This window comes from Glycomyces artemisiae (assembly GCF_003002955.1).
In the GTDB taxonomy this organism is placed as follows: domain Bacteria; phylum Actinomycetota; class Actinomycetes; order Mycobacteriales; family Micromonosporaceae; genus Glycomyces; species Glycomyces artemisiae.
In genome coordinates, this window is record NZ_PVTJ01000001.1 from 651,964 (window position 1) to 673,787 (window position 21,824).

Sequence of the window (21,824 nt, forward strand, 5' to 3'; positions counted from 1 at the left end):
AAGCCACCATAAGGGACCAATCAGTCTGATCCGGCCGAATCGCCTGCGCCGGGGGTTCAATCGCGCCGGTACACCAGCAGCGCCACCGACCCGAGCGGCCGCGCCTCCACCAGCCGCAGCGGCCGCGCCGGGGACTGCGGGAAGCGCGCCGGGTACGTGAACCGCGCCGCCCCCCGCTCGCCGAGCAGGAACGGCGCCACCGCCACGTGCAGCTCGTCCACCACGTCCGCCGACAGGAACGCCGTGTGCACCGTCCCCCCGCCCTCCACCAGCAGCCGCGCCACCCCGCGCGAGGCGAGGTCCGCGAGCGCCGCGCGCAGGTCCACCTCCCGGTCCCCGGTCGCCACCGCCTCGGCCGCCTCCGGGCCCACCGCGAACACCGCGGCCCCCGCCGCCGACGTGTACACCACGACCGGGTCCCCGGCCGCGAACAGCCGCGCCCCCGGGTCCAGCTCCCCCGAAGGCGAGAACACGACCCGCAGCGGCGACTCGCGCCGCCCCGCCGCGGCCCGCGCCGCCCGCCGCTGCGGCGAGCGCACCAGCAGCCGCGGGTCGTCCGCGCGCACCGTCCCGGCCCCGACCGCGATCGCGTCCACCTCCGCGCGTACCGCGTCGACCCGGTCGAAGTCCTCGGCGTTCGACAGGATGAGCCGCTCGGGCGAGTCGTCGTCGAGGAACCCGTCGAGGCTCACGGCGGCCGAAAGGATGACATACGGGCGCTCCATGCCCCCGAGAATCCCACGATTCACTCCCCGACGGGCCCGGGTGGCACCGCGCGCCGCGGTGCGATCACAATCGATAACCGTGGAAGGTCGAGAAGCGGCCCTGGAGGGCCTGGCGTTCAACGCCGAGGGGCTCGTGCCCGCGATCGCGCAGCAGCACGACACGGGCGAAGTCCTCATGCTCGCGTGGATGGACGCGGAGGCGCTGCGGCGCACCCTCGCCACCGGCAAGGCCACGTACTGGTCGCGCAGCCGCGGCGAGTACTGGGTCAAGGGCGAGACCTCCGGGCACCACCAGGCGGTCCTCTCCGTCGCCGCCGACTGCGACGGCGACACCGTCCTCCTCCAGGTCGACCAGACCGGCCCGGCCTGCCACACCGGCACCCGCACCTGCTTCACCGGGAGGGAGATCGCATGAGCGACGCGCCCGAGACCCCCGAAGCCGAAGCCTCCGGCGCGCCCGACCGCGCCGCCGAGCGCACCCGCGTGATCCTCGCCGGCATCCTCGCCGCCGCCCTCGGGGCCCTCGCCGCCTCCCGCGGCTGGACCTCCACCGCCGACACCGGGCACGCCGGGATCACCGCCACCACCGTCCAGTCCGGGACCGACCTCGCCTCGTGGGCGCTGCCGTGCGCGCTCGCGGGCGGCGCCGCGTTCCTCGCGATGCTCGCCACCGGGAACCGCGCCCGCCGCGTCCTCGGCGCCGTCGCCGCGCTCGCCGGGCTCGCCGCCGCGCTCGGCGGCATCCTGCACCTGACGTCCGGCGCGTGGCCGATCACGCTCGCCGCCGCGGCCCTGGTCCTCGCCGCCGCGGGCGCGTGGACCACCGCCCGGGCGGGCGGCTGGCCCGCGACCGACCGGTACGAGACCGCCGGGGACGGCTCCGGAGACCAGGCCATAGCAGAGGACCCCGTGTCGCTGTGGAACGCCCTCGACTCGGGCCGGGACCCCTCGTCGCCTAATATCACGGCATCGGCGCCGCAGAAAGGACCGCGTAGATGAACGTGCTGGAGCAGATCATCACCGAAGTCCGCGCCGATCTCGAACGGCGCGAGGCCGAGACCCCCATCGAGGCGATCCGCGAGCGCGCCGAGGCCGCGCGGGCCCCGCTCGACGGGTACGCGGCCCTCAAGACCGGCGGCGTGAGCGTCATCGCCGAAGTGAAGCGGGCCTCGCCCTCGAAGGGCGCGCTCGCCGACATCCCCGACCCGGCCGTCCTGGCCGCCGAGTACGCCGCGGGCGGCGCCTCGGTCATCTCCGTGCTCACCGAGCAGTCCTACTTCAAGGGCAGCCTCGACGACCTCGACGCGGTGCGCGCGAAGGTCCAGATCCCGGTGCTGCGCAAGGACTTCGTGGTCTCCCCCTACCAGGTCCTGGAGGCCCGCGCCCACGGCGCGGACCTGGTCCTGCTCATCGTGGCCGCGCTCGACCAGGACACGCTCGTGTCCCTGCACGAGCGGATCACCGGGCTCGGCATGACCGCGCTCGTCGAGGTCCACACCGAGTACGAGGCCGACCGGGCGATGCGCGCGGGCGCCAAAGTCATTGGCGTGAACGCGCGCGACCTGACTACGCTCGAAGTGGACCGCTCGGTGTTCGAGCGGATCGCGCCGGGCCTGCCCCGGGACGTCGTGAAGGTCGCCGAGTCCGGCGTCCGCGGCACCCGGGACCTCATCCGCTACGCGAGCGCCGGCGCCGACGCCGTGCTCGTCGGCGAGGGGGTCGTCAAGCAGAAGAGCCCGCGCGACGCCGTCCGCGAGCTGGTCACCGCCGGCTCGCACCCGGCGACGCCCAGACCCATCTAGCACGCGAAGGGGAGAACCTTGCCCAATCCAGATCCCGGCGGCCACTGGGGCGAATTCGGCGGGCGGTTCGTCCCCGAAGCGCTCATCGCCGCGCTCGACGAGCTCGAATCGGCCCACGCCTCCGCGATGGCCGACCCCGGGTTCCTCGCGGAACTCGACAAGCTCGGCCGCGAGTACGGCAACCTGCCGTCCCCGCTGTACCTCGCCGAGCGGCTCTCGGAAGAGGCGGGCGTGGAGGTCTGGCTCAAGCGCGAGGACCTCAACCACACCGGCGCGCACAAGATCCGCAACGTGCTCGGCCAGGCGCTCCTGACCAAGCGCATGGGCAAGACCCGCATCATCGCCGAGACCGGCGCGGGCCAGCACGGCGTCGCCTCCGCGACCGCAGCCGCCTACTTCGGCCTCGAATGCACCGTGTACATGGGGGAGGAGGACACCCGCCGCCAGGCCCTGAACGTGGCCCGGATGCGGCTCCTCGGCGCGGAGGTCGTGCCCGTCACGACCGGGTCGCGGACCCTCAAGGACGCCATGAACGAGGCCCTGCGCGAATGGGTCGCCACCGTCGACGGCACCCACTACCTCATCGGCTCGGTCGGCGGCCCGCACCCGTTCCCGATGCTCGTGCGCGACTACTGCCGCGGCATCGGCGACGAGGCCCGCGCCCAGTTCCTGGAGCGCACCGGGGCCCTCCCCGACGTCGTCGCCGCGTGCGTCGGCGGCGGCTCGAACGCGATGGGGATCTTCACCGCGTTCCTCGACGACGATGTGAAGCTGTACGGCTTCGAGGCCGGCGGCGACGGCTACGACACCGGCCGCCACGCCGCGACCATCACCGCCGGGCAGATCGGCGTCCTCCACGGCGCCCGCACGTTCGTCCTCCAGAACGAGGACGGTCAGACCATCGAGTCGCACTCGATCTCCGCGGGCCTGGACTACCCGGGCGTCGGCCCCGAGCACGCGCACCTGGCCGCCACGGGCCGCGCGCACTACGAGCCCGTCGACGACGCCGAGGCCATGGCCGCCTTGGAGAAGCTCGCCCGCACCGAGGGCATCATCTGCGCGATCGAGTCCGCGCACGGCCTCGCCGGGGCGCTGCGCCTCGCGAAGGGCCTGGAGCCGGGCGCCCGCGTTCTGGTGAACCTCTCGGGCCGCGGCGACAAGGACATGGGCAACGTCGTCGAGTACTACGGCTACGACGGTGCCTTTCAAGAGCAGGGAGCACAGTAGATGCGCGCCGCCGAAGCGTTCGCGAAGTCGAAGGCCGAGGGCCGCGCCGCGCTCGTCGGCTACCTCCCGGCCGGGTTCCCGACCCTCGCCGACTCCATCAAGGCCGTCGAGATCATGATCGACCACGGCGCCGACATCATCGAGCTGGGCCTGCCCTACTCCGACCCGGTCATGGACGGCCCCGCGATCCAGCGGGCCGCCGACCAGGCGCTCGCGCAGGGCTTCCGCACCCGGCAGGTCTTCGAGGTCACCGAGGCCGTCTCCGGGCGCGTCCCGATCCTCGTCATGACCTACTGGAACCTCGTGGAGCGCTACGGGGTCGACCGGTTCGCGCGCGACTTCAAGGCCGCGGGCGGGGCCGGGCTCATCACGCCCGACCTCATCCCCGACGAGGCACAGGAGTGGATCGCCGCGTCCGACGAGCACGACCTCGACCGGGTCTTCCTCGTCGCGCCCTCCTCCACCGAGGAGCGCATCGCGTCCACGGTGGAGGCCTGCCGCGGCTTCGTGTACGCGCAGTCGGTCATGGGCGTCACCGGCGCCCGCGCCGCGACCTCCGCTGCCGCGCCGGAACTGGTGCGCCGCACCCGCGCCCACACCGACCTGCCGATCGGCGTGGGCCTCGGGGTCCGCTCGGGCGACCAGGCCGCCGAGATCGCGTCCTACGGGGACGCCGTCATCGTCGGCTCCGCGATCGTCAACTGCTACCTCGACGCCGACGACATCCCCGCAGGCCACCAGCGCCTCGCGGACCTCACCGCGGACCTCGCCGAAGGCGTCCGCCGCTAGACCGCACCGGCCCCGCAGGCACAGCCTGCGGGGCCGCTCTATGCCCGCGTCCGGCCCTGCCGCCCTCACCCGTTAGGTTTATGCCCGTGGACCTTGCTTCTATCCCGAGCCCGTCCGAGTCGGTCTGGCACCTCGGCCCCGTCCCCATCCGGGCCTACGCCCTCTGCCTCATCGCGGGCATCGTCGTCGCCTGCTGGATCGCCGAGGCGCGCATGCGCCGCCGCGGCGCCCCCGAGTGGGCCGTCCTCGACCTCGCCGTGTGGGCGGTGCCCTTCGGCATCGTCGGCGGCCGCCTCTACCACGTCTTCACCAGCCCCGACGCCTACTTCGGGCCCGAAGGCGACCCGTGGAAGATCCTCGCGGTCTGGGAGGGCGGCCTCGGCATCCCCGGCGCGATCCTCCTCGGCGGCGTCGGCGTGTGGCTCGGCTGCCGCCAGCTCAAGCTCCCGTTCACCATGGTCGCCGACGCCATCATCGTCGGCATCCCCGTCGCCCAGGCGATCGGCCGCCTCGGCAACTGGTTCAACCAGGAGCTGTACGGCAGGCCCCTCGACGCCTGGTGGGCCGTGCAGATCGACCTGGGCCACCGCGTCGACGGGTACGAGAACTACTCGACGTTCCACCCCACGTTCCTCTACGAACTCCTCTGGAACCTCGGCGTGGCCCTCGTCGTGTGGCTCGCCGACCGCCGCTTCAAGTTCGGCGCCGGGCGCGCCGTCGCCCTCTACGTCGCCCTCTACGGCATCGGCCGCTTCTGGATCGAGGGCCTGCGCATCGACCCCGCCGAAGCCATGTTCGGGCTGCGCCTGAACCAGTGGATGAGCATCATCGTGGTCGTCGCCGCCGTCGCCTACCTGCTCATCGCCCGCGGCACCCGCCAGGTCTTCGTCTACGAAGGCGCCGAGCGCATCGCCGTCGCCTGGAACTCCGAGGCCGCGAAGGAGGCCGGGTACGTCGACGGCGCCCTCCCCAAGGGCGTCCTGCTCGCCCCGCCCGCCGGCGCCGACGACGCCGGGACCCCCGAATCCGACGAAACCGAGGACACTCGACCCGAGGAGGACGGCGTCGCCGACGAGCCGTCCGACGAACCCCAGGCCGAAGCGGGCAAGACCCGCGACGACGGCTGACCGATACCGCTTCCCCCCGGGCAGGTCCAGATGCACAACCGTAGAGCCGTAGTCGTCGGCGCCGGCGTCGCCGGGCTCGCCAGCGCGATCGTGCTGTCGAAGCTCGGCTGGCGGGTGGCGCTGCTGGAGCGGCGCGAGCGCCTCAAAGGCGACGACCTCGGGATGATCCTGTGGGCCTCGGGCGTGCGCGCCCTGCGCGCGCTCGGGGTCGACGCGACCCTCGACGCCGCCGGGACCCCCGTGGACCGCTTCGAGATCCGCAACGAGGAGCGCCTGTCCTCGTCGTTCGCCGGGGCCATGCTCGGCGCCGACGACGGCACCCCGTCCGTCATGGTCCACAACGCGATGCTCTACGAGGCGCTCGTGTCGCGCCTCGGCGACTCCGTCGAGGTCCACCCCGCGGTCCAGGTCGACCGGATCGACATGGTCGACCCCGCCGCGGGGGACAAGGCCCGCCGCTGGGACGCCGACCTCGTCGTCGCCGCCGACGGCATCGACTCCCCGACCCGCCCCCTCATCGCCCCCGGGTCGCCCACAGTGGACGCCGGAGTGGTGGTCTTCCGCGGCACCATCCCCGCCCACCGCGCCCCCGAGCGGGGCGCCGAGGCCGTCGAGATCTACGGCCCCGACCGCCGCCGCTTCGGCTACGGCGACCTCGGCCACGCCGGTGCCTGCTGGTGGGCCACGGTCCCCGGCGGGATGCGCCCGGAGTCCCCGCAGATCCAGCACGAGCTGATCAACCGCTGGTTCGCCGACTGGCCCCCGCCCGTCGGCAAGTACATCGCCGCCACCCGGCCCTCGGAGCTGACGCAGCAGTCCGTCCGCTACGTCTGGCCCGTGCCGTCCAGGCTCCACCAGAGCGCCGGGAACGGCGGCCTCGTCCTCATGGGCGACGCCGCGCACGGTGTCGCGCCCATCCTCGCCCAGGGCGGCAGCCTCGCCCTCGAAGACGCCGTGACCCTCGGCTGGGCGCTGCGCCGCACCCCCGAGTCGATCCCCGACGCGCTCGCCTCCTACGACCGGGCCCGCCTGCCGCGCATCAAGCGCGTCGCGCGGCTCTCGCGCCGGGTCCACACGATCGCCTCGGGCGGGCGCGGCGTCACCCGCGGGCTCCTGCGGGCCGTCCCCGACTCGTGGGTGCAGAGCCAGGCCGCGTCCCTCGCCGACTGGCAGCCGCCCCGCTGACCCGATAGGTTGGTGCCCATGGAGATCCGCGACGCCCGCCCCGAGGACTGGCCCGCCGTGTGGGCCTTCGCCCGGCCCGTGATCGAGTCCGGCGAGCACTTCGTGTGGGAGCCGGGCACCCCCGAGGACCGCCTGCGCGCCTACTGGATCGAGAAGGAGCCGCCCGCGAGCGCGCTCGTCGCCGAAGCGGACGGCCGCGTCGCCGGGATCGCCGAGATCCACCCGAACCAGCCCGGCCGCGGCGCGCACATCGCCAACGCGGGCTTCATGGTCGACCCGGCCGTGCGCGGCCGGGGCCTCGGCCGGGCCCTCGGCGAGGCCGCCCTGGCCCGCGCGAAGGCCGACGGGTTCGCCGCGATGCAGTTCAACGCCGTCGTCGCCACGAACACCGCCGCCGTCGAGCTGTGGCACTCCCTGGGCTTCCGCACGCTCGCGCTGCTGCCCGCGACGTTCCGGCACCCGTCGAAGGGCCTGGTCGACATGCACCTCATGTTCCGCGAGCTGTGACCTTCGCGGCCTCCGAGTAGCATCGCTCTCACCATGAACGAACTGCGCGAGTCGATTCGCTCCCTGGGAATCGCCGACCCCGAGACCGCGGTCGCCGTCCACGCCCTCACCGGGGCCGACCCCGTCCTGCTCCAGTCCCCGGCGCCGCTCCCGCAGCGCTTCGAGCAGGTCGACGGCTGGCTCATGCAGGGCTTCCTCACGCCCGAGACCCCGCACTTCGCGGCCGTCGACGGCGCCCCCGCCGCCGCGCTCGGGGAGGCCCCCGACGAGGCCGAGGACGCCGTCCTCTCGCTCGTCGTGGTCCGCCCCCGCACCCTGTACGACCTGCGGACCGGCACCCGGCTGAGCGAGGCCGACCTGACCGCGCTCCTGCCGCGCCTCGAAGCGGCCGGGCTCATCGCGCCCGCCGCGAACCCCCTCGACCCGGACAATCCCTTCTGGATGTTCACGGACCGCTTGGCGCGCTTCCACTACGCGGTCCTGCGCCCGCACCTGGACCGGTGGCGCCGGGGCCGCATCGCGGAGCCGCTGTGGCGCCGCAACCGCGCCCGCTTCGACCGGTACGTCGGCCGCCCCGAGTTCCTCAACCTCACCCGGGAATGGGCCCGCGAGGCCACCGGCGCCGCGACGGCGACGCGCATCACCGTCCCCGACCCGCGGTTCCGCCAGATGCGGACCCTGGAGCTCGCCACCTGGGACGAGAAGGGCGAGGCGCTCGCGCTCGGGACCGTCCGCTGGCGCTTCCGCATGGTCGAACGCCAGCTCAAGCGCCTGCGCTACGTCAAGCGGCTCCTCGGCGATCCGCCCGTGCACCTGTACTGCGTGGCCTCGCGCTTCGAGCCGGTCATCGCCGGGGACGCGGACCCGGGGCTGAGCGTCGTCACGTCCCCGGCGCTCCTCGCGACCGCCGGTGACGAGGTGTCCGAATCCAGCCATGACGGTGACTTACACCCCATTTCCCGGCTGGTGGGCGCGGAAACGCGGCGGGTAGGCTGAAGCAATTCTTCCCCGTACCCGGAATCATGAGGAGTGACGATGGCGGCAAGCGTGGACGCGGTAGTGGCGGGAGCCGGTGGGTTCATCGGCGGGCACCTGGTGGCGAGCCTCCTCGCCGAGGGCAAGACCGTCCGTGCCGTCGACGTGAAGCCCCTCGACGAGTGGTACCAGGTCCACGGCGAAGTCGAGAACCTCCAGCGCGACCTCGCCGACCTCGCGAACTGCCGCGAAGCCGTCGGCGACGGCGCCGCCGAGGTCTACAACCTCGCGTGCAACATGGGCGGCATGGGCTTCATCGAGAACAACAAGGCCCTGTGCATGCTCTCGGTCCTGCCCTCGACTCACATGCTCATGGCGTCCAAGGACGCCGAGGTCGGGCGCTTCTTCTACTCCTCCTCCGCGTGCGTGTACGCCGGGTACAAGCAGACCGAGGCGAACATCGCGCCCCTGAAGGAGGAGGACGCCTACCCCGCGGACGCCGAGGACGGCTACGGCTGGGAGAAGCTGTTCTCCGAGCGCATGTGCCGCCACTTCCGCGAGGACTTCGGCCTCCAGACCCGCATCGCCCGCTACCACAACATCTACGGCCCCGAGGGCACGTGGGACGGCGGCCGCGAGAAGGCCCCCGCCGCGACCTGCCGGAAGATCGCCGTCGCGGCGCTCACCGGGCAGAAGGAAGTGGAGATCTGGGGCGACGGCGAGCAGACCCGCTCGTTCACGTACATCGACGACTGCGTCCACGGCACGAAGATGTTCACCCGCGGCGACGTCACCGAGCCGCTCAACCTCGGCTCCTCCGAGCTGACCACGATCAACAACCTGTACTACCTGGTCGCCGACATCGCCGGGATCGACATCGAGCTCAAGCACATCGACGGCCCCCTGGGCGTGCGCGGCCGCAACTCGGACAACACGCTCATCCAGAAGTACTACGGCTGGGAGCCCTCGATCTCCCTGCGCGAGGGCATGGCGAAGACCTACGCGTGGGTCTACGACCAGGTCAAGGCCAAGCTCGCCGCGTAATGGCAGCTGAGAAAGCACAGCCGAGGCTCCGCCGCGTCGACGTCCTCGGCGTCGGCGTCTCCACCGTCGACCAGGCCATGGCCCTCGACGAGGTCACCCGCTGGGTCGACGAGGGCGAGCGCCACTACGTGTGCGTCACCGGCGTCCACGGCGTCATGGAGTCCCAGCGGGACCCCGAGCTCCTCGCCATCCACAACGCCTCCGGGCTGACCACGCCCGACGGCATGCCGATGGTGTGGGCCGGGCACAAGGCCGGGGCCGACTGGATGGACCGCGTCTACGGGCCCGACCTGATGCTCAACGTCCTCGCCCGCGCCGCCGAGCGCGGCTGGTCCTCGTTCCTCTACGGCGGCAAGGACGGCGTCCCCGAGCTCCTCGCCGAGAAGCTCGCCGAGCGCATCCCCGGCGTCAAGTTCGCCGGGATGTACTCGCCGCCGTTCCGCCCCCTCACCGAGGAGGAGGACGAGGCGATCGTGAAGCGCATCAACGACTCCGGCGCCCAGCTCGTGTGGGTGGGCCTGTCCACCCCGAAGCAGGAGCGCTGGATGGCCGCCCACCGCGACCGCCTCAACGCCCCCGCCCTCTTCGGCGTCGGCGCCGCCTTCGACTTCCACGCCGGCCTCGTCCCGCAGGCCCCCCCGTGGATGCAGCGCAACGGCCTCGAATGGTTCTACCGCCTCACTAAGGAACCGAAGCGCCTGTGGCGCAGGTACTTCCAGAACAACCCGGCCTACCTGCGCCAGATCCGCAAGCGCCCGCCGTTCCTGCGCGACTAGACGACACCTGATCGCCGTCCGGCCCCGACAGGGCCGGGCGGCGATGCCGTCCAGCGACCATGTCGTACCCCCGTGCCAGGGTTTTGACCGGGGGCCCAGCGATGTCCGATTTGCCGGGACCCTCCGTTCACGTTTCTCACCCGCCTGCTCGCCTGACCCTCCCGCACGGTCGGCGCTAGGCTGTGCCGCATGGTCGACAACATGCCGAAAGAGAGCGCCAAGGCGCCCCGCCACCCCCGCATCGCCGTCGTGTGGTCCGTCCTGTCGGCCGAGATCGAGCGCTTCGCCGCCGGGACCGGCGCGACCATGCGCATCCTCGACGTCGGCGGCGGCTCCGGCGGCTTCGCCGTGCCCCTCGCCGAGCTCGGCCACGACGTCACCGTCGTCGAGCCCAGCGCCAACGCCCTCGCCTCCCTCCGCCAGCGGGCCGCCGACGCGGGCGTCACCGACCGGCTCATCGCCGTCCAGGCCGACGCCGACGAGCTCCCCGACGTCGCCGAGCCCGCCTCCGCCGACCTCGTCCTGTGCCACAACGTCCTGGAGATGGTCGACTACCCCGACACCGCGCTCGACGCCCTCGCGAAGGTCTGCGCCCCCGGCGGCGCCGTCTCCGTGCTCGTCGCCAACCGCATCGCCGCCGTCCTCGGCAAGGCCCTCTCCGGCCAGTTCGGGACCGCCCTCGACCTCCTCACCGACATCGACGGCGTCGCCGAGGGCCGCGACACCCTCAAGCGCCGCTTCGAGACCGCCACGCTCACCGCGCTCGTCGGCGGCTCCGGGCTCGTCACCGAGCAGGTCCACGGCGTCGGCGTCGTCGGCGACCTCGTCCAGGTCCCCGAGAACGCCACCGGCGAGGCCCTGCGCGAGTTCGAGCTCGCCACCGCCGCCCGCGTCCCCTTCCGCGACATGGCCACCCGCATCCACCTGCTCGCCCGCAAGCCCATGCGCTGACCGGAGCCGCCGGGCTCGGCGCCTACGCTCAGCGACGTAGAGGCGATTACGCCGCCGGGACCACGCCGCCGCGGCACCGGGACCGTAGCCTTGAGCCTGTGACCACCACCAACGCGACCCGGCCCCGCCTCCCGGCCCCCGTCTTCGACATCGGCCTGGCGGTCCTCCTCGCGCTCCTCGCCTCCGGCGGAACCGTCGGCGCCAACGACGGCCACCGGCCCGAGCCCGTCGCGTTCGCGCTCATCTGGGCCATGGCCGCGTTCCTCGCGGTCCGCCGCCTCTCGCCCGAGGCCGCCCTCGCGGGCACCGTCGCGGGCCTCTCGGTCTACCTGTACCTCGACCTGCCGCCCGGCCCGGTGTTCATGCTCCCGGCCGTCGCCGTGTTCTTCTACGCGTTCACCAGGTCAGTACGCGCCCTCGCCATCGCGCTCGGCGTCCTCTACGTCTACACGGTCGCCTTCCACCAGGCCGTCGAACCCGGCCGCAGCCTGTGGTTCATCGCCACCATCGCGCTCCTGTGGCTCGCGATCCCTGCCGTCGGCGGCCGCATCGCCCGCGAGGCCCGCCGCGCCCGGGCCCGCGAGCGCGAGGCCGAACGCGAGCGCTACCGCGCCGACGAGCGCGTCGAGATGGCCCGCGAGATCCACGACGTCGTCGGCCACTCCCTCGCCGTCGTCTCCATGAACGCCGGGGTCGCCCTCCACACCGCCGAGAAGCACGCGGGCACCCCCGAAGGCGTCGTCGAGAACCTCCGCGCCATCCGCGAGGCCTCCAACCTCGCCCTCCAGGACCTCCGCGCGACCCTCGCGCCCCTGCGCCGCGGCCAGGCCCCCGAACTGCGGCCCACCGGCGCGATCAGCGACATCGCCGCGCTCGTCGACGGCGTGCGCAAAGGCGGCCTGCCCGTCGAGTACCAGCTCACCGGCGACCCCGCCGCCGTCCCCGTGAACGTCGCCGCCACCGCCTACCGCGTCGTCCAGGAGTCCCTCACCAACGTCATCCGCCACTCCGGCGCCACCAAGGCCGTCGTCCAGATCGCCTGCGACCCCGAGGCCCTGCGCGTCCACATCCTCGACGACGGCCGCGGCGGCCCCCTCCACCCCGACCGGATGGGCCAGGGCGTCACCGGCATGATGGAGCGCGTCCAGGCCGGCGGCGGCGCCTTCACCGCGGCGCCCCGGCCCGGCGGCGGCTTCGCCGTGAAAGCCCACATCCCTTACGACCGTAAGGAAGCGCGATGATCGAACTCGTGATCGCCGACGACCAGAGCCTCATCAGGATGGCCCTGCGCAACCTCTACAAGGACGAGGACGACATCCACGTCGCCGCCGAGGCCGAGGACGGCCGCGAAGCCTGGGAGGTCATCCGCCGCATCAAGCCCGACGTCGCCCTCCTCGACATCCGCATGCCCGGCCTCGACGGCCTCGAAGTGCTGCGCCGCATCGGGAAGGACCCGTCGCTGTCCGGCACCCGCGTCGTCATGATCACGACCTTCGAGATCGACGAGTACATCTTCGAGGCCCTCGCGGGCGGCGCCGCCGGGTTCATCATGAAGGACGCCCCGCCCGAGGACCTCCTGCGCGCCGTGCGCCTCGCCGCCGCCGGGGACTCCCTCCTCAGCCCCGACGTCACCCGCAAGGTGATCGACGCCTACGCCGAGCGCGGCACCGGCGGCGCCCGCCCCCACCCCAACCTCGGCGACCTCACCGAACGCGAGCAGGAGATCCTCCGCTGGGTCGCCACCGGCCTGCCCAACGACGAGATCGGCGAGCGCCTGTTCATCAGCCCCGCCACCGTCCGCACCCACGTGGGCAAGCTCCTCGCGAAGCTCGGCGCCCGCGACCGCGCCGGCCTCGTCGCCATCGCCTACCGCTCGGGCCTCGACATCCCCGAGACCTAGGGCCTGTCCTAGACGGTCCCCGCCCGTTCTCGTCCACTCGCGCCGCCATTCCGGTATACCGGACCCGCTTGTGGCCGAAACGACACGAAACCGGCTAGCCTCTTGCCATGCCTTCGAGCCCGTACCTGGCGGACACCCGACCCGCCTACGGCACCGGCACCCTCGCCGATGTCATGCCCACCGCCCTTGCGGCCCTTGGGGTTCCGCAGCCAGCGGGCAGCGCCGCGGCCCTCCTGCGCGGCGGCGGCACCGGCGGCAGGGGCGGCGAGCTCGACGGCGTCCGCCGCATCGCGGTCCTCCTCCTCGACGGCTTCGGCTACCACCTCCTCGGCCAGGCCGCCCAAGCCAGCGCCACCATCGGCGCCGTCCACCACGGCGAACTCGGCACTCTCACCCCCATCACCGCGACCGTCCCCTCCTCCACCCCGATCAGCCTCGCGTCCCTCGCCTGCGGCCTCCCTCCCGGCGAGCACGGCATCATCGGGTTCACCGTCCGCGTCCCCGACACCGGCGACCTGGTCACCCACATCCGCTGGGACGGCTCCAGCCCCGACCCGGAGGCCTGGCAGCCGGGCCCGACCGCGTTCGAGCGCGCCAGCGCCGACGGCGTGGCCTGCACGATCGTCTCCAACGGCGCGTTCCGCGACACCGGCCTGACCCGCGCGATCTACCGCGGCGCCGACTGGCTCCCGGCGATCAGCCCCCGCGAGGTTGCCGAGGGCACGGTGGCCGGGCTGGCGCGCGCCGACCGGAGCCTCGTCTACGCCTACTTGCCGGACGTCGACACGGCCGGGCACTTCCACGGCATCGGATCCCCGGACTGGCTCGAAGCGGTCGCCGAGGTCAGCGAGGCGATCGACGGCATCCTCACCGGCCTCCCGCGGGACGCGGCCCTGTTCGTGACCGCCGACCACGGCATGGTCAACGTGACCGACCGCCTCCACGTCGACCAGCGGCCCGACCTGCTCCAAGGGGTCGACGTCATCGGCGGCGACGGCCGAATGCGGTACCTGTACGCGCTGCCGGGCGCGGTCGAGGACGTGCGCGCCGCGTGGGCCGCCGCGGTGGGGGACCGCGCTGAGCTCATCGACCGCGACGAGGCCGTCGACCGCGGCTGGTTCGGCCCGAAGGTCACCGACGCGGCCCGCGAGCGCGTCGGCGACCTGGTCGTGGCCTGCAAGGGCACGTTCGCGGTCGTCGGCGTCGAAGGCGAGCCGCCGCACGTCGCGCGCCTCATCGGCCAGCACGGAGGCCTCACGGCCGCGGAGATGGCCGTCCCGCTGTGGACCTACCGGGCGGGCTGAGCGCCCCGCCACCCGGAAATCCCCGCGGTAGCGGGGCGAAACTCGGCGTCATGCACATCGAGATGGAAGCTTCGGGCTCATCCTCGCGGCGGCGAGGAGACGGAGCGCTCAGCACTGAGAAGAACGAACTGTCGGTCCTGCTGGTTACGATTCGGCTGTGACCAGTGACGTCGATCGCTTCATCGGGCCCGACCTGTCCGATGACGAAGTGTCAATCCTTCACGTTGACATGGACGCTTTCTTCGCGTCCGTCGAGGTCGCGCGCGACCCGTCGCTGCGCGGGAAGCCGGTGATCGTCGGCGGGCTCGGCCCGCGCGGGGTCGTCGCCGCCGCGTCGTACGAGGCCCGCAAGTTCGGGGTGCATTCGGCGCTGCCGATGGTGATCGCGCGCCGCCGCTGCCCGCACGGGGTGTTCATGACGCCCACGACCTCGTACGGGGAGGTGTCGCGGCAGATCATGGCGGTCTTCCGCGAGTACACGCCCCATGTGCAGCCGATCTCGGTCGACGAGGCGTTCCTCGACGTCGCCGGGGCCCGCCGCCTCATCGGCTCGCCCGTCCAGATCGCCCGCGCGATCCGCGAGCGCGTCCGCGCCGAGCACGGGATCACCTGCACCGTCGGGATCGCCTCCACGAAGTTCCTGTCGAAGCTCGCCTCGGAAGCGGTCAAACCGGACGGCCTCGGCGTCGTCCCGGTCGAGACGGAGCTGGAGTTCCTGCACCGGCTGCCGATCCGCGCCGTGTGGGGGATCGGCGAGAAGACCGCCGAGAAGCTCCAGCGCCTCGGCATGCGCACGGTGGGGGACCTGGCGCGGCTCGATGTCGACAGTCTCGCCTCGTCCGTGGGCACGGCCAGCGCCGAACACCTGTACGCGCTTTCCCGGAACATCGACCCGCGGCCCGTGAGCCCCGAGCGCATCGAGAAGTCCATCAGCAACGAGACCACGTTCGGGCACGACGCGCCCGACGGCGCCGTGTGGGGGCCGGTGCTGCTGGAGCTGTCGCGGAAGGTCGCGTCGCGGGCGAGGGCGGCGGGCTGGGCCGGGCGCGGGGTGACCGTGAAGATCCGGTTCGGGGACTTCCGCACCATCACGCGCTCGCGCATGCTCGCGGCGCCCACGGACGTGGGCCGGGAGATCTACGAGGCGGCCCGCGAGATGGCCGACGCGGCCGCGACGGCGCCGGTGCGGCTCATCGGCGTGAAGCTCGACCACCTTGTGGAGTCCGCCGCGGTCGGCCGCCAAGTGGCGCTCGGCGAGCCCGAACACGGTTGGCGCGACATCGAAACGGTGATGGACAAGGCGCGGGAGAAGTTCGGGAAGGGGGCCGTCGGGTCCGCGGGGAGGCTGGCGCGGCGTGACTCGCGTGTAGACACCCGCGACGCTGGGAACCCCGGCAGGTGAGCGCCGCCGCACCGGGGGTCCCCGCCTGGGGTTCCGAGGCCAGAACGCACCGATTCAAGGACGAACTGCCTTCCGCCTCGGGCGAAAGCCTCGTAGACTTGGACTATCAAGCACCGGGGCCTCGACAGGCTCCGTCGAGACTAGTGCAGGAGGAGTGTCGTGCCGCTCTCCGACCACGAGCAACGTCTGTTCGAGCAAATCGAGCAGTCCTTGTCTGAAGACCCGCAGTTCGCCAATGCGGTGCGCGCCCACGACCCGGCGCACGTGACCCGGCGCAGGCTCATCCTGGCCGGGGTCGTCACGGTCATCGGCATCGCCGCCGTCATCGGCACGGTGATCGCCGGCGGGAACGTCGCCAAGTGGGGCGCCCCGATCGGTGCGGTCCTCATGTTCGGCGGCCTCATCCTGGGCCTGTGGGCCCAGCGCCGCGGCACCAACGTGAAGCTCAAGGCCGTCGACGGCAAGGGCACCACGCGGTCGACCGGCGGCTCCAAGAACGCCAAGCCCGGCGGCTTCACCTCCCGCATGGAAGAGCGCTGGCGCCGCCGCCGCGACAACGGCGACATCTTCTGACCTGCATCCGATAAGCGCACGCGAGCGACGGGCCGCGCCTCAATGGCGGGCCCGTCTTCGCGTGCCCGGACATTGCTTACAGGCATGGCGTTCAGCAGGTAGCGGAACGGCCCGACGGGAGATCCCGTCGGGCCGTTCCGATGTTCGGCGGCAGCGCTGCGGCTAGCGGCCGCGGAGCATCGCGCGGCGGGCGGCGCGGCCCTGGTTGACGCTGGTCGGGATGGGGCCCTTCGGGATGGCCATGCCGATGCCGAGGGCGTCGAGGCGCTTGGCGATGTGGTTGGCGTCCTTGGAGTCGATGTTCTTCGGGAGCTTCATGAGGCGCTTGCGGACCTCGGTCACCGAGAAGTCGTCGCCCGCGGCCTCGCCGACGAGGAACGTGTACACCGGCGTGGAGCCGACGACCCGCGAGATGCGCTTCTTCTCCTGGCCGAGGAGCTTGCGGGTCTTCGGCCCGCCCTCGCCCAGGAGCACCACGCCGGCCTTGCCGACCGCGCGGTGCACCATCTGGGTCTCCGAGAGGGCCGCGACGCCGGGCGTCACGGTCCAGCCGCGGATGCCGTCGATGAGCGCGTACGCCGCGCCCGGCTTGCCCACGGCCTCCGCGTTCACGACCTTGCTCGTGCGCATGTTCAGCACGATCAGGCCCGCCAGGAGCGCCACGAACAGGGCCGAGATGTACCACAGCAGCGAGAACCGCGCGAACACGACCAGCGCGGTCACGATGACGAACGGCAGCAGGATCGCGGCGGCCTCCAACGGCAGGAACAGCTTGTCCCGCTGGTTGGTGAACTTGATCGCCATCCCGATCGTCTTCAGGCGCGACCCGAACGTCTCTTTTTCCTGCTGCTTTGCCATGGACTCGATTCTACCGGCGTGTTACGCGAGCACTTCGCTGTGGGCTTCACTGCGGGCTTCGATCGCCTGTCGGTACAGGCGCCCGGCCCGGTAGGAGGACCGCACCAGCGGGCCGCTCATGACGCCCGCGAAGCCGATCTCCTCGGCCTCGGCCGACAGCTCCACGAACTCCTCGGGCTTGACCCAGCGGTCCACCGGGTGGTGGCGCTTCGTCGGGCGCAGGTACTGCGTGATCGTGATGAGCTCGCACCCGGCCGCGTGCAGGTCCTGCAGGGCCTGCGAGATCTCCTCACGGGTCTCGCCCATGCCGAGGATCAGGTTCGACTTCGTGACCAGGCCGGCCGCGCGGGCCTGCGTGATCACGTCGAGCGACCGCTCGTAGCGGAACGCGGGGCGGATGCGCTTGAAGATCCGCGGCACCGTCTCCACGTTGTGCGCGAGCACCTCCGGACGCGAGGAGAACACCTCGGCGAGCTGGTCGGGCTCGGCGTTGAAGTCCGGGATGAGCAGCTCGACGCCGCACCCGGGGATCGCCGCGTGGATCTGGCGCACGGTCTCGGCGTAGAGCCACGCCCCGCCGTCGTCCAGGTCGTCGCGGGCCACGCCCGTGACCGTGGCGTACTTCAGGCCCATCGTCTTGACCGACTCGGCGACCTTCATCGGCTCCAGGCGGTCGAGCGGGCCGGGCTTGCCGGTGTCGATCTGGCAGAAGTCGCAGCGCCGCGTGCACTGGGAGCCGCCGATGAGGAACGTCGCCTCGCGGTCCTCCCAGCACTCGTAGATGTTGGGGCACCCGGCCTCCTGGCACACCGTGTGCAGCCCCTCGCTCTTGACGAGGCCCCGCAGCTCGGTGTACTCCGGTCCGGTCTTGGCCTTGACCTTGATCCAGGAGGGTTTCTTCTCGATCGGGGTCTGGGCGTTGCGCACTTCGAGGCGCAGCATCCGGCGTCCTTCAGGCTGTACGGAAGTCACCGCCCCAGCCTACGCCGCGACACCGCGCACCGGCAGGTGTCGCTCGGCACAGCGGCCCGCCGCGTCAAACGTAGGATGACGTCGCCGCTGGTGTAATCGACGCGGCACCGCCGGGGCGCACACCATGAGGGGACAGCAGTGGAACTCATTCACCAGGGCAAGGTCCGCGACGTCTACGCCGACCGCGGCGACCTCATCCTCGTCGCCTCCAACCGCGTCTCCGTCTACGACGTCATCCTCCCCACCGAGATCCCCGGCAAAGGCGCCCTCCTCACCGCCCTGAGCCTGTGGTGGTTCGAGCGCCTCGCCGACATCGTCCCCAACCACGTGATCTCGGCCGACGACGTGCCCACCGAGTTCGCCGGGCGCGCCGTCCGCGTCAAGCGCCTCGACATGGTCAAGGTCGAAGCGGTCGTCCGCGGCTACCTCACCGGGTCCGTCCTCAACGACTACCGCGCGACCGGCACCGTCAACGGCGTCGCCCTCCCCGCGGGCCTCGAAGACGGCTCGAAGCTCCCCGAGCCCGTCTACACCCCGACCACCAAGGCCGACGTCGGCGAGCACGACGCGCCCGAGACGTACGAGCAGACCGCCGCCCGCCTCGGCCCCGACCTCGCCTCCCGCGTCCGCGACCTCACCCTCGACGTGTACCGCCGCGGCGCCGAGATCGCCCTCGACAAGGGCATCATCATCGCCGACACGAAACTGGAGTTCGGCCTCGACGAGGACGGCGTCCTCACCCTCGCCGACGAGGTCCTCACCTCCGACTCCTCCCGCTTCTGGGACGCGAAGGGCTGGAAGCCCGGCCAGACGCAGCCGTCCTTCGACAAGCAGTTCGTGCGCGACTGGGCCCGGTCCACCGGCTGGAAGCCTGACGACGCCGAGGCCCCCGAGATCCCCGCCGACATCGTCGAGGCCACCCGCGCGCGCTACATCGAGGCGTACGAGCTGCTCACCGGTCGGCGCTGGCAGTGACACGAACGTGAGAGGGGCGGGCGCTAATGGGCGCCCGCCCCTTTTCCCTACGACCTGAACAAACCCTCGCCGACGAAGCCGCCGTCAGACGCGCCCGGCGGCACCGCGTACACGCCCGAGCCCTCCGCGGTGATGAACTCCGTGAGCCGGTCCCCGGCCGCCATCTTCTCCTGCGCGTCGATGAACACCTGCGGGTCGGCCTGGAACGACACGAACAGCAGGCCCGCGTCATACGGGTGCTCGGCGTGCATGTGGCCGTCGAGGTGCCCGTCGCCGGCCGCGTCGGAGCTGACGTCGCCCTGGGTCAGGAACCCGTAGTCGTAGTTGAAGCCGCGCCGCACCATCGCCGCGTCGTGGACCACCGCCACATGCGAATCGGCCGGGACCGCGGGCAGGCCCGAGGCGTCCAGGACCTCGAAGTCCGGGTGGTCGAGCTCGCCGCCGCCGCTCAGCGGCGCCCCCGAGTCCCGGTCCCGCCCGAACGTCAGGTTCTGGTCCTCCGCCGACAGCACCGACCAGTCCGGCAGGCGCATCCGGATCTTGCGGAACACCTGGTACGTGCCGCCCTCGAACCACGACGGCTCCGAATCGACCGCCCACACGCGCTCGTCGAACAGCGCGCCGCCCGCCTCCGGGTTCGCGCTGCCGTCCTTGAACCCCATGAGGTTCCGCGGCGTGCCGCCAGACGGCGCCGACGAGAACCCCTGCTGCATCCACAGCAGCGTCCCCAGGCCGACCGCGCGCTTGCGCAGCTCCAGGAACGCGCCCGACACCACCTGCTGGTCGTCGCCGCAGATCTGGAGCAGCAGGTCCCCGCCCGACCACGCCGGATTCAACTTGTCGCCGTCGAACTCGGGCAGCTCCGCGAGCTTCGAGGGCCGCGCCGACTCCAGGCCCGCCTTCGCGAACGCCGCCGGGCCGATCCCGAACGTCACCGTCAGCCGCGCCGGGTCCAGGCCCGCCGCGACCGCCTCCGCGTCGAACTGGTCCGGGCCGTCGATCGCGGCTTTCGGCGGCGCCTCGCCCGCCGCCAGCGCCGCGGCCGTCGCCGACCAGTCCCGAAGCAGCGCTTCGAGGTTCGCCGCGACCGCGGCCGCATCGAGTGTCTCGCCCGAGGCGAGGTCCGTCGCGGCCAGGTCGAACGACGCGAACAGCGCGTGCGCCTGCGCCGGGGTCGCGATCCCCGCCTGCCGCTCCCCGAAGAACGGCTCCACGGCCGACGCCTCGTGCTCGTGCCCGGCCTCGCCGTCGTCGTGGCCCCCGGATCCGAGGGCCTTTCCGACGCCCGCGCCGACCGCGGCCGCGAGGGTCGCCGTCGCCAGGGCCGTCCGACGCGTCACCGACGGCTCGTCGTCGCCGTCCGCGGGCGGACGCTCGGCCCGCTTCCACAGCCCGACCGCGACATCCGCGATCACGAAGACCGCCAACGAGATCCCCAACAGCGGAAAGAACCACCCGACGCCCGCCGCGACCGCGACGACCACTGCGATGAGCGGCCACGGCAGCCGCCGCAGGCCCCCGCGCGGGTACGGGCGGCCGACGAGCGCGCCGCGCGGGCGCCGCTGCCACCACATCCGGTAGCCCCACACGATCATGCACACCAGCGCGATCATCGCCACTGCGAGCAGCAGTTGGTTCGCCAGCCCGAACAGGAGGCCCATGTGCAGCGCGATCGCGACGTTCGTCGCCTGCGCCATCACCGGCCAGTCCGCGAACCGCAGCTCCTCCGTCACTTCCGGTGCGCCCGAAACGGTGTCGACCACCACCTGATCCTGCTGCAACGGCAATGACCGCTGCTGGCCCGTCACCAGGTACTCCGTGCCCGAACCCGACGGCAGCGCGATCTGCACCGGCCCCGACATGCCCGCATCGAGCGCCGCAGCGTAGACGCCGTCGAGGAGCGTCACCGCGAACACCGACGACCCCGAAGCACCTGAATGCTGATGCTCCGCATGCGCATCAGAGCCGCCCTCGGCCACGGTGAGCGACGGCGTCGTCCAGTCCAGCGCCTCCCGCAGCTCCGAGACGTGCTCTCCGGCGTACCGCGACCACGTCAGGCCCGTCACCGACAGGAACAGCAGCACGATCACGAGCCACAGGCCCACCGGGCCGTGCCACGCGAGCGTCCGCCCGCGGCCCCGGCCCTCCGGCTTCGGCAGCCAGAAACCGCCGTCCCTCCGTTTGCGGGCGATCCACAGGACCAGCCCGCCCAGTGCCACGACCCACAGCCACGACGCCGCCAGCTCCGAGTAGAGCCGCCCCGGCTCGCCCAGGTGCAGGCTGCGGTGGAGCGTCGAGATCCACTCGCGCACCGGCCCGGCCTGCGACGACCCGTACGTCGTCGAGTCCCCGAGCACCTCCCCGGTGTACGGGTCCACGTAGACGATCGCGACCGCGCCCGACTCGCGGACCGCGCCGTCGTCGACGAGCACCCCCGTCGAGTCCCCGGCCTCAGCCGGAGGCCGCACCGCAGTCACCGTCCAGTCCGGATGCGCGGCCGAGACGGCCGCGACCTGGTCCGCGAGCGTCAACGACTCGCCGCCGGGATCGACGGTCTTCAGATCTTGGTAGAGGTAGTCCTCCAACGGGTACGAGAGCGCATACGCCAGCCCCGTCAGGGCCGACACGAGCAGGAACGGGGCGATCAATATGCCGGCGTAGAAATGCAGCCGGAGCAGCAGCTGCCGCAGGGCAGCCGGAATTCTGGACATGGTTCGCTTTCTGAGCGGCCC

The 21,824-nt window shown here is 72.3% G+C and carries 22 protein-coding genes; 18 read left to right on the forward strand and 4 right to left on the reverse strand.

Annotation, left to right across the window (positions count from 1 at the left end; genetic code table 11):
* Positions 1–56: 56 nt before the first annotated feature.
* Positions 57–725 (reverse strand): RibD family protein, encoded by a 669-nt coding sequence (locus B0I28_RS03060; RefSeq protein ID WP_106362316.1) that lies wholly within the window; start codon positions 723–725, stop codon positions 57–59.
* Between B0I28_RS03060 and hisI the strand changes: the two genes are divergently transcribed.
* From hisI to B0I28_RS03145, 17 genes are all read left to right on the forward strand, one after another.
* A complete protein-coding gene (hisI, locus tag B0I28_RS03065) occupies positions 724–1,140 on the forward strand; it encodes a phosphoribosyl-AMP cyclohydrolase (RefSeq protein ID WP_106362317.1) in 417 nt (138 codons plus the stop codon). The genes B0I28_RS03060 and hisI overlap by 2 nt on opposite strands.
* The gene (locus B0I28_RS03070) at positions 1,137–1,724 is read left to right on the forward strand and encodes a Trp biosynthesis-associated membrane protein (protein WP_106362318.1); all 588 of its coding nucleotides are present in this window, start codon (positions 1,137–1,139) and stop codon (positions 1,722–1,724) included. Before hisI ends, B0I28_RS03070 begins: the two co-directional genes overlap by 4 nt.
* The gene (gene trpC, locus B0I28_RS03075; protein ID WP_106362319.1) at positions 1,721–2,527 is read left to right on the forward strand and encodes an indole-3-glycerol phosphate synthase TrpC; all 807 of its coding nucleotides are present in this window, start codon (positions 1,721–1,723) and stop codon (positions 2,525–2,527) included. Before B0I28_RS03070 ends, trpC begins: the two co-directional genes overlap by 4 nt.
* A gap of 18 nt (positions 2,528–2,545) precedes the next feature.
* Positions 2,546–3,754, forward strand: a complete 1,209-nt coding sequence (gene trpB / locus B0I28_RS03080; RefSeq protein ID WP_106362320.1) for a tryptophan synthase subunit beta — start codon at positions 2,546–2,548, stop codon at positions 3,752–3,754.
* A complete protein-coding gene (gene trpA / locus B0I28_RS03085) occupies positions 3,755–4,543 on the forward strand; it encodes a tryptophan synthase subunit alpha (RefSeq protein WP_106362321.1) in 789 nt (262 codons plus the stop codon).
* A gap of 80 nt (positions 4,544–4,623) precedes the next feature.
* Positions 4,624–5,670: a prolipoprotein diacylglyceryl transferase gene (gene lgt, locus B0I28_RS03090; protein ID WP_342761184.1), complete on the forward strand. Its 1,047-nt coding sequence runs from the start codon at positions 4,624–4,626 to the stop codon at positions 5,668–5,670.
* Positions 5,671–5,700: 30 nt separating this feature from the next.
* The gene (locus tag B0I28_RS03095) at positions 5,701–6,855 is read left to right on the forward strand and encodes an FAD-dependent oxidoreductase (protein WP_106362323.1); all 1,155 of its coding nucleotides are present in this window, start codon (positions 5,701–5,703) and stop codon (positions 6,853–6,855) included.
* An 18-nt stretch (positions 6,856–6,873) separates the two neighbouring features.
* Positions 6,874–7,362, forward strand: coding sequence for a GNAT family N-acetyltransferase (locus B0I28_RS03100; protein ID WP_106362324.1), 489 nt, complete (start codon positions 6,874–6,876; stop codon positions 7,360–7,362).
* 33 nt (positions 7,363–7,395) lie between these two features.
* Positions 7,396–8,358 carry a hypothetical protein gene (locus tag B0I28_RS03105; RefSeq protein ID WP_106362325.1) on the forward strand — a complete coding sequence of 321 codons (963 nt, stop codon included), beginning with the start codon at positions 7,396–7,398 and terminating at the stop codon, positions 8,356–8,358.
* Between the two features lie 39 nt (positions 8,359–8,397).
* On the forward strand, positions 8,398–9,381 hold the full coding sequence (locus B0I28_RS03110) for an NAD-dependent epimerase/dehydratase family protein (protein WP_106362326.1): 984 nt from the start codon (positions 8,398–8,400) through the stop codon (positions 9,379–9,381).
* A complete protein-coding gene (locus B0I28_RS03115; RefSeq protein ID WP_106362327.1) occupies positions 9,381–10,157 on the forward strand; it encodes a WecB/TagA/CpsF family glycosyltransferase in 777 nt (258 codons plus the stop codon). The genes B0I28_RS03110 and B0I28_RS03115 overlap by 1 nt, the downstream gene beginning before the upstream one ends.
* A 189-nt stretch (positions 10,158–10,346) precedes the next feature.
* Positions 10,347–11,108 (forward strand): class I SAM-dependent methyltransferase, encoded by a 762-nt coding sequence (locus tag B0I28_RS03120; RefSeq protein ID WP_181245614.1) that lies wholly within the window; start codon positions 10,347–10,349, stop codon positions 11,106–11,108.
* Positions 11,109–11,206: 98 nt separating this feature from the next.
* Positions 11,207–12,349, forward strand: a complete 1,143-nt coding sequence (locus tag B0I28_RS03125; protein WP_106362328.1) for a sensor histidine kinase — start codon at positions 11,207–11,209, stop codon at positions 12,347–12,349.
* Positions 12,346–13,008, forward strand: a complete 663-nt coding sequence (locus tag B0I28_RS03130) for a response regulator (protein WP_106362329.1) — start codon at positions 12,346–12,348, stop codon at positions 13,006–13,008. The genes B0I28_RS03125 and B0I28_RS03130 overlap by 4 nt, the downstream gene beginning before the upstream one ends.
* A 107-nt stretch (positions 13,009–13,115) precedes the next feature.
* A complete protein-coding gene (locus B0I28_RS03135) occupies positions 13,116–14,312 on the forward strand; it encodes an alkaline phosphatase family protein (RefSeq protein WP_106362330.1) in 1,197 nt (398 codons plus the stop codon).
* 157 nt (positions 14,313–14,469) lie between these two features.
* Complete coding sequence (gene dinB, locus B0I28_RS03140) at positions 14,470–15,714, forward strand: DNA polymerase IV (protein ID WP_425433421.1); 1,245 nt, start codon at positions 14,470–14,472, stop codon at positions 15,712–15,714.
* Between the two features lie 159 nt (positions 15,715–15,873).
* Complete coding sequence (locus tag B0I28_RS03145; protein WP_106362331.1) at positions 15,874–16,287, forward strand: DUF3040 domain-containing protein; 414 nt, start codon at positions 15,874–15,876, stop codon at positions 16,285–16,287.
* Between the two features lie 162 nt (positions 16,288–16,449).
* On the opposite strand, the gene B0I28_RS03150 is transcribed toward B0I28_RS03145, so the two are convergent.
* On the reverse strand, positions 16,450–17,145 hold the full coding sequence (locus B0I28_RS03150; RefSeq protein WP_106362332.1) for a DUF4191 family protein: 696 nt from the start codon (positions 17,143–17,145) through the stop codon (positions 16,450–16,452).
* A gap of 21 nt (positions 17,146–17,166) precedes the next feature.
* Positions 17,167–18,087 (reverse strand): lipoyl synthase, encoded by a 921-nt coding sequence (gene lipA, locus B0I28_RS03155; RefSeq protein WP_425433422.1) that lies wholly within the window; start codon positions 18,085–18,087, stop codon positions 17,167–17,169.
* 168 nt (positions 18,088–18,255) lie between these two features.
* Here lipA and B0I28_RS03160 point away from each other — a divergent pair, with 168 nt between their 5' ends.
* A complete protein-coding gene (locus tag B0I28_RS03160; RefSeq protein ID WP_106362334.1) occupies positions 18,256–19,092 on the forward strand; it encodes a phosphoribosylaminoimidazolesuccinocarboxamide synthase in 837 nt (278 codons plus the stop codon).
* 47 nt (positions 19,093–19,139) lie between these two features.
* Here B0I28_RS03160 and B0I28_RS03165 read toward each other — a convergent pair whose 3' ends face one another.
* Positions 19,140–21,803, reverse strand: a complete 2,664-nt coding sequence (locus B0I28_RS03165) for a Dyp-type peroxidase (protein ID WP_106362335.1) — start codon at positions 21,801–21,803, stop codon at positions 19,140–19,142.
* Between the last annotated feature and the right edge of the window lie 21 nt (positions 21,804–21,824).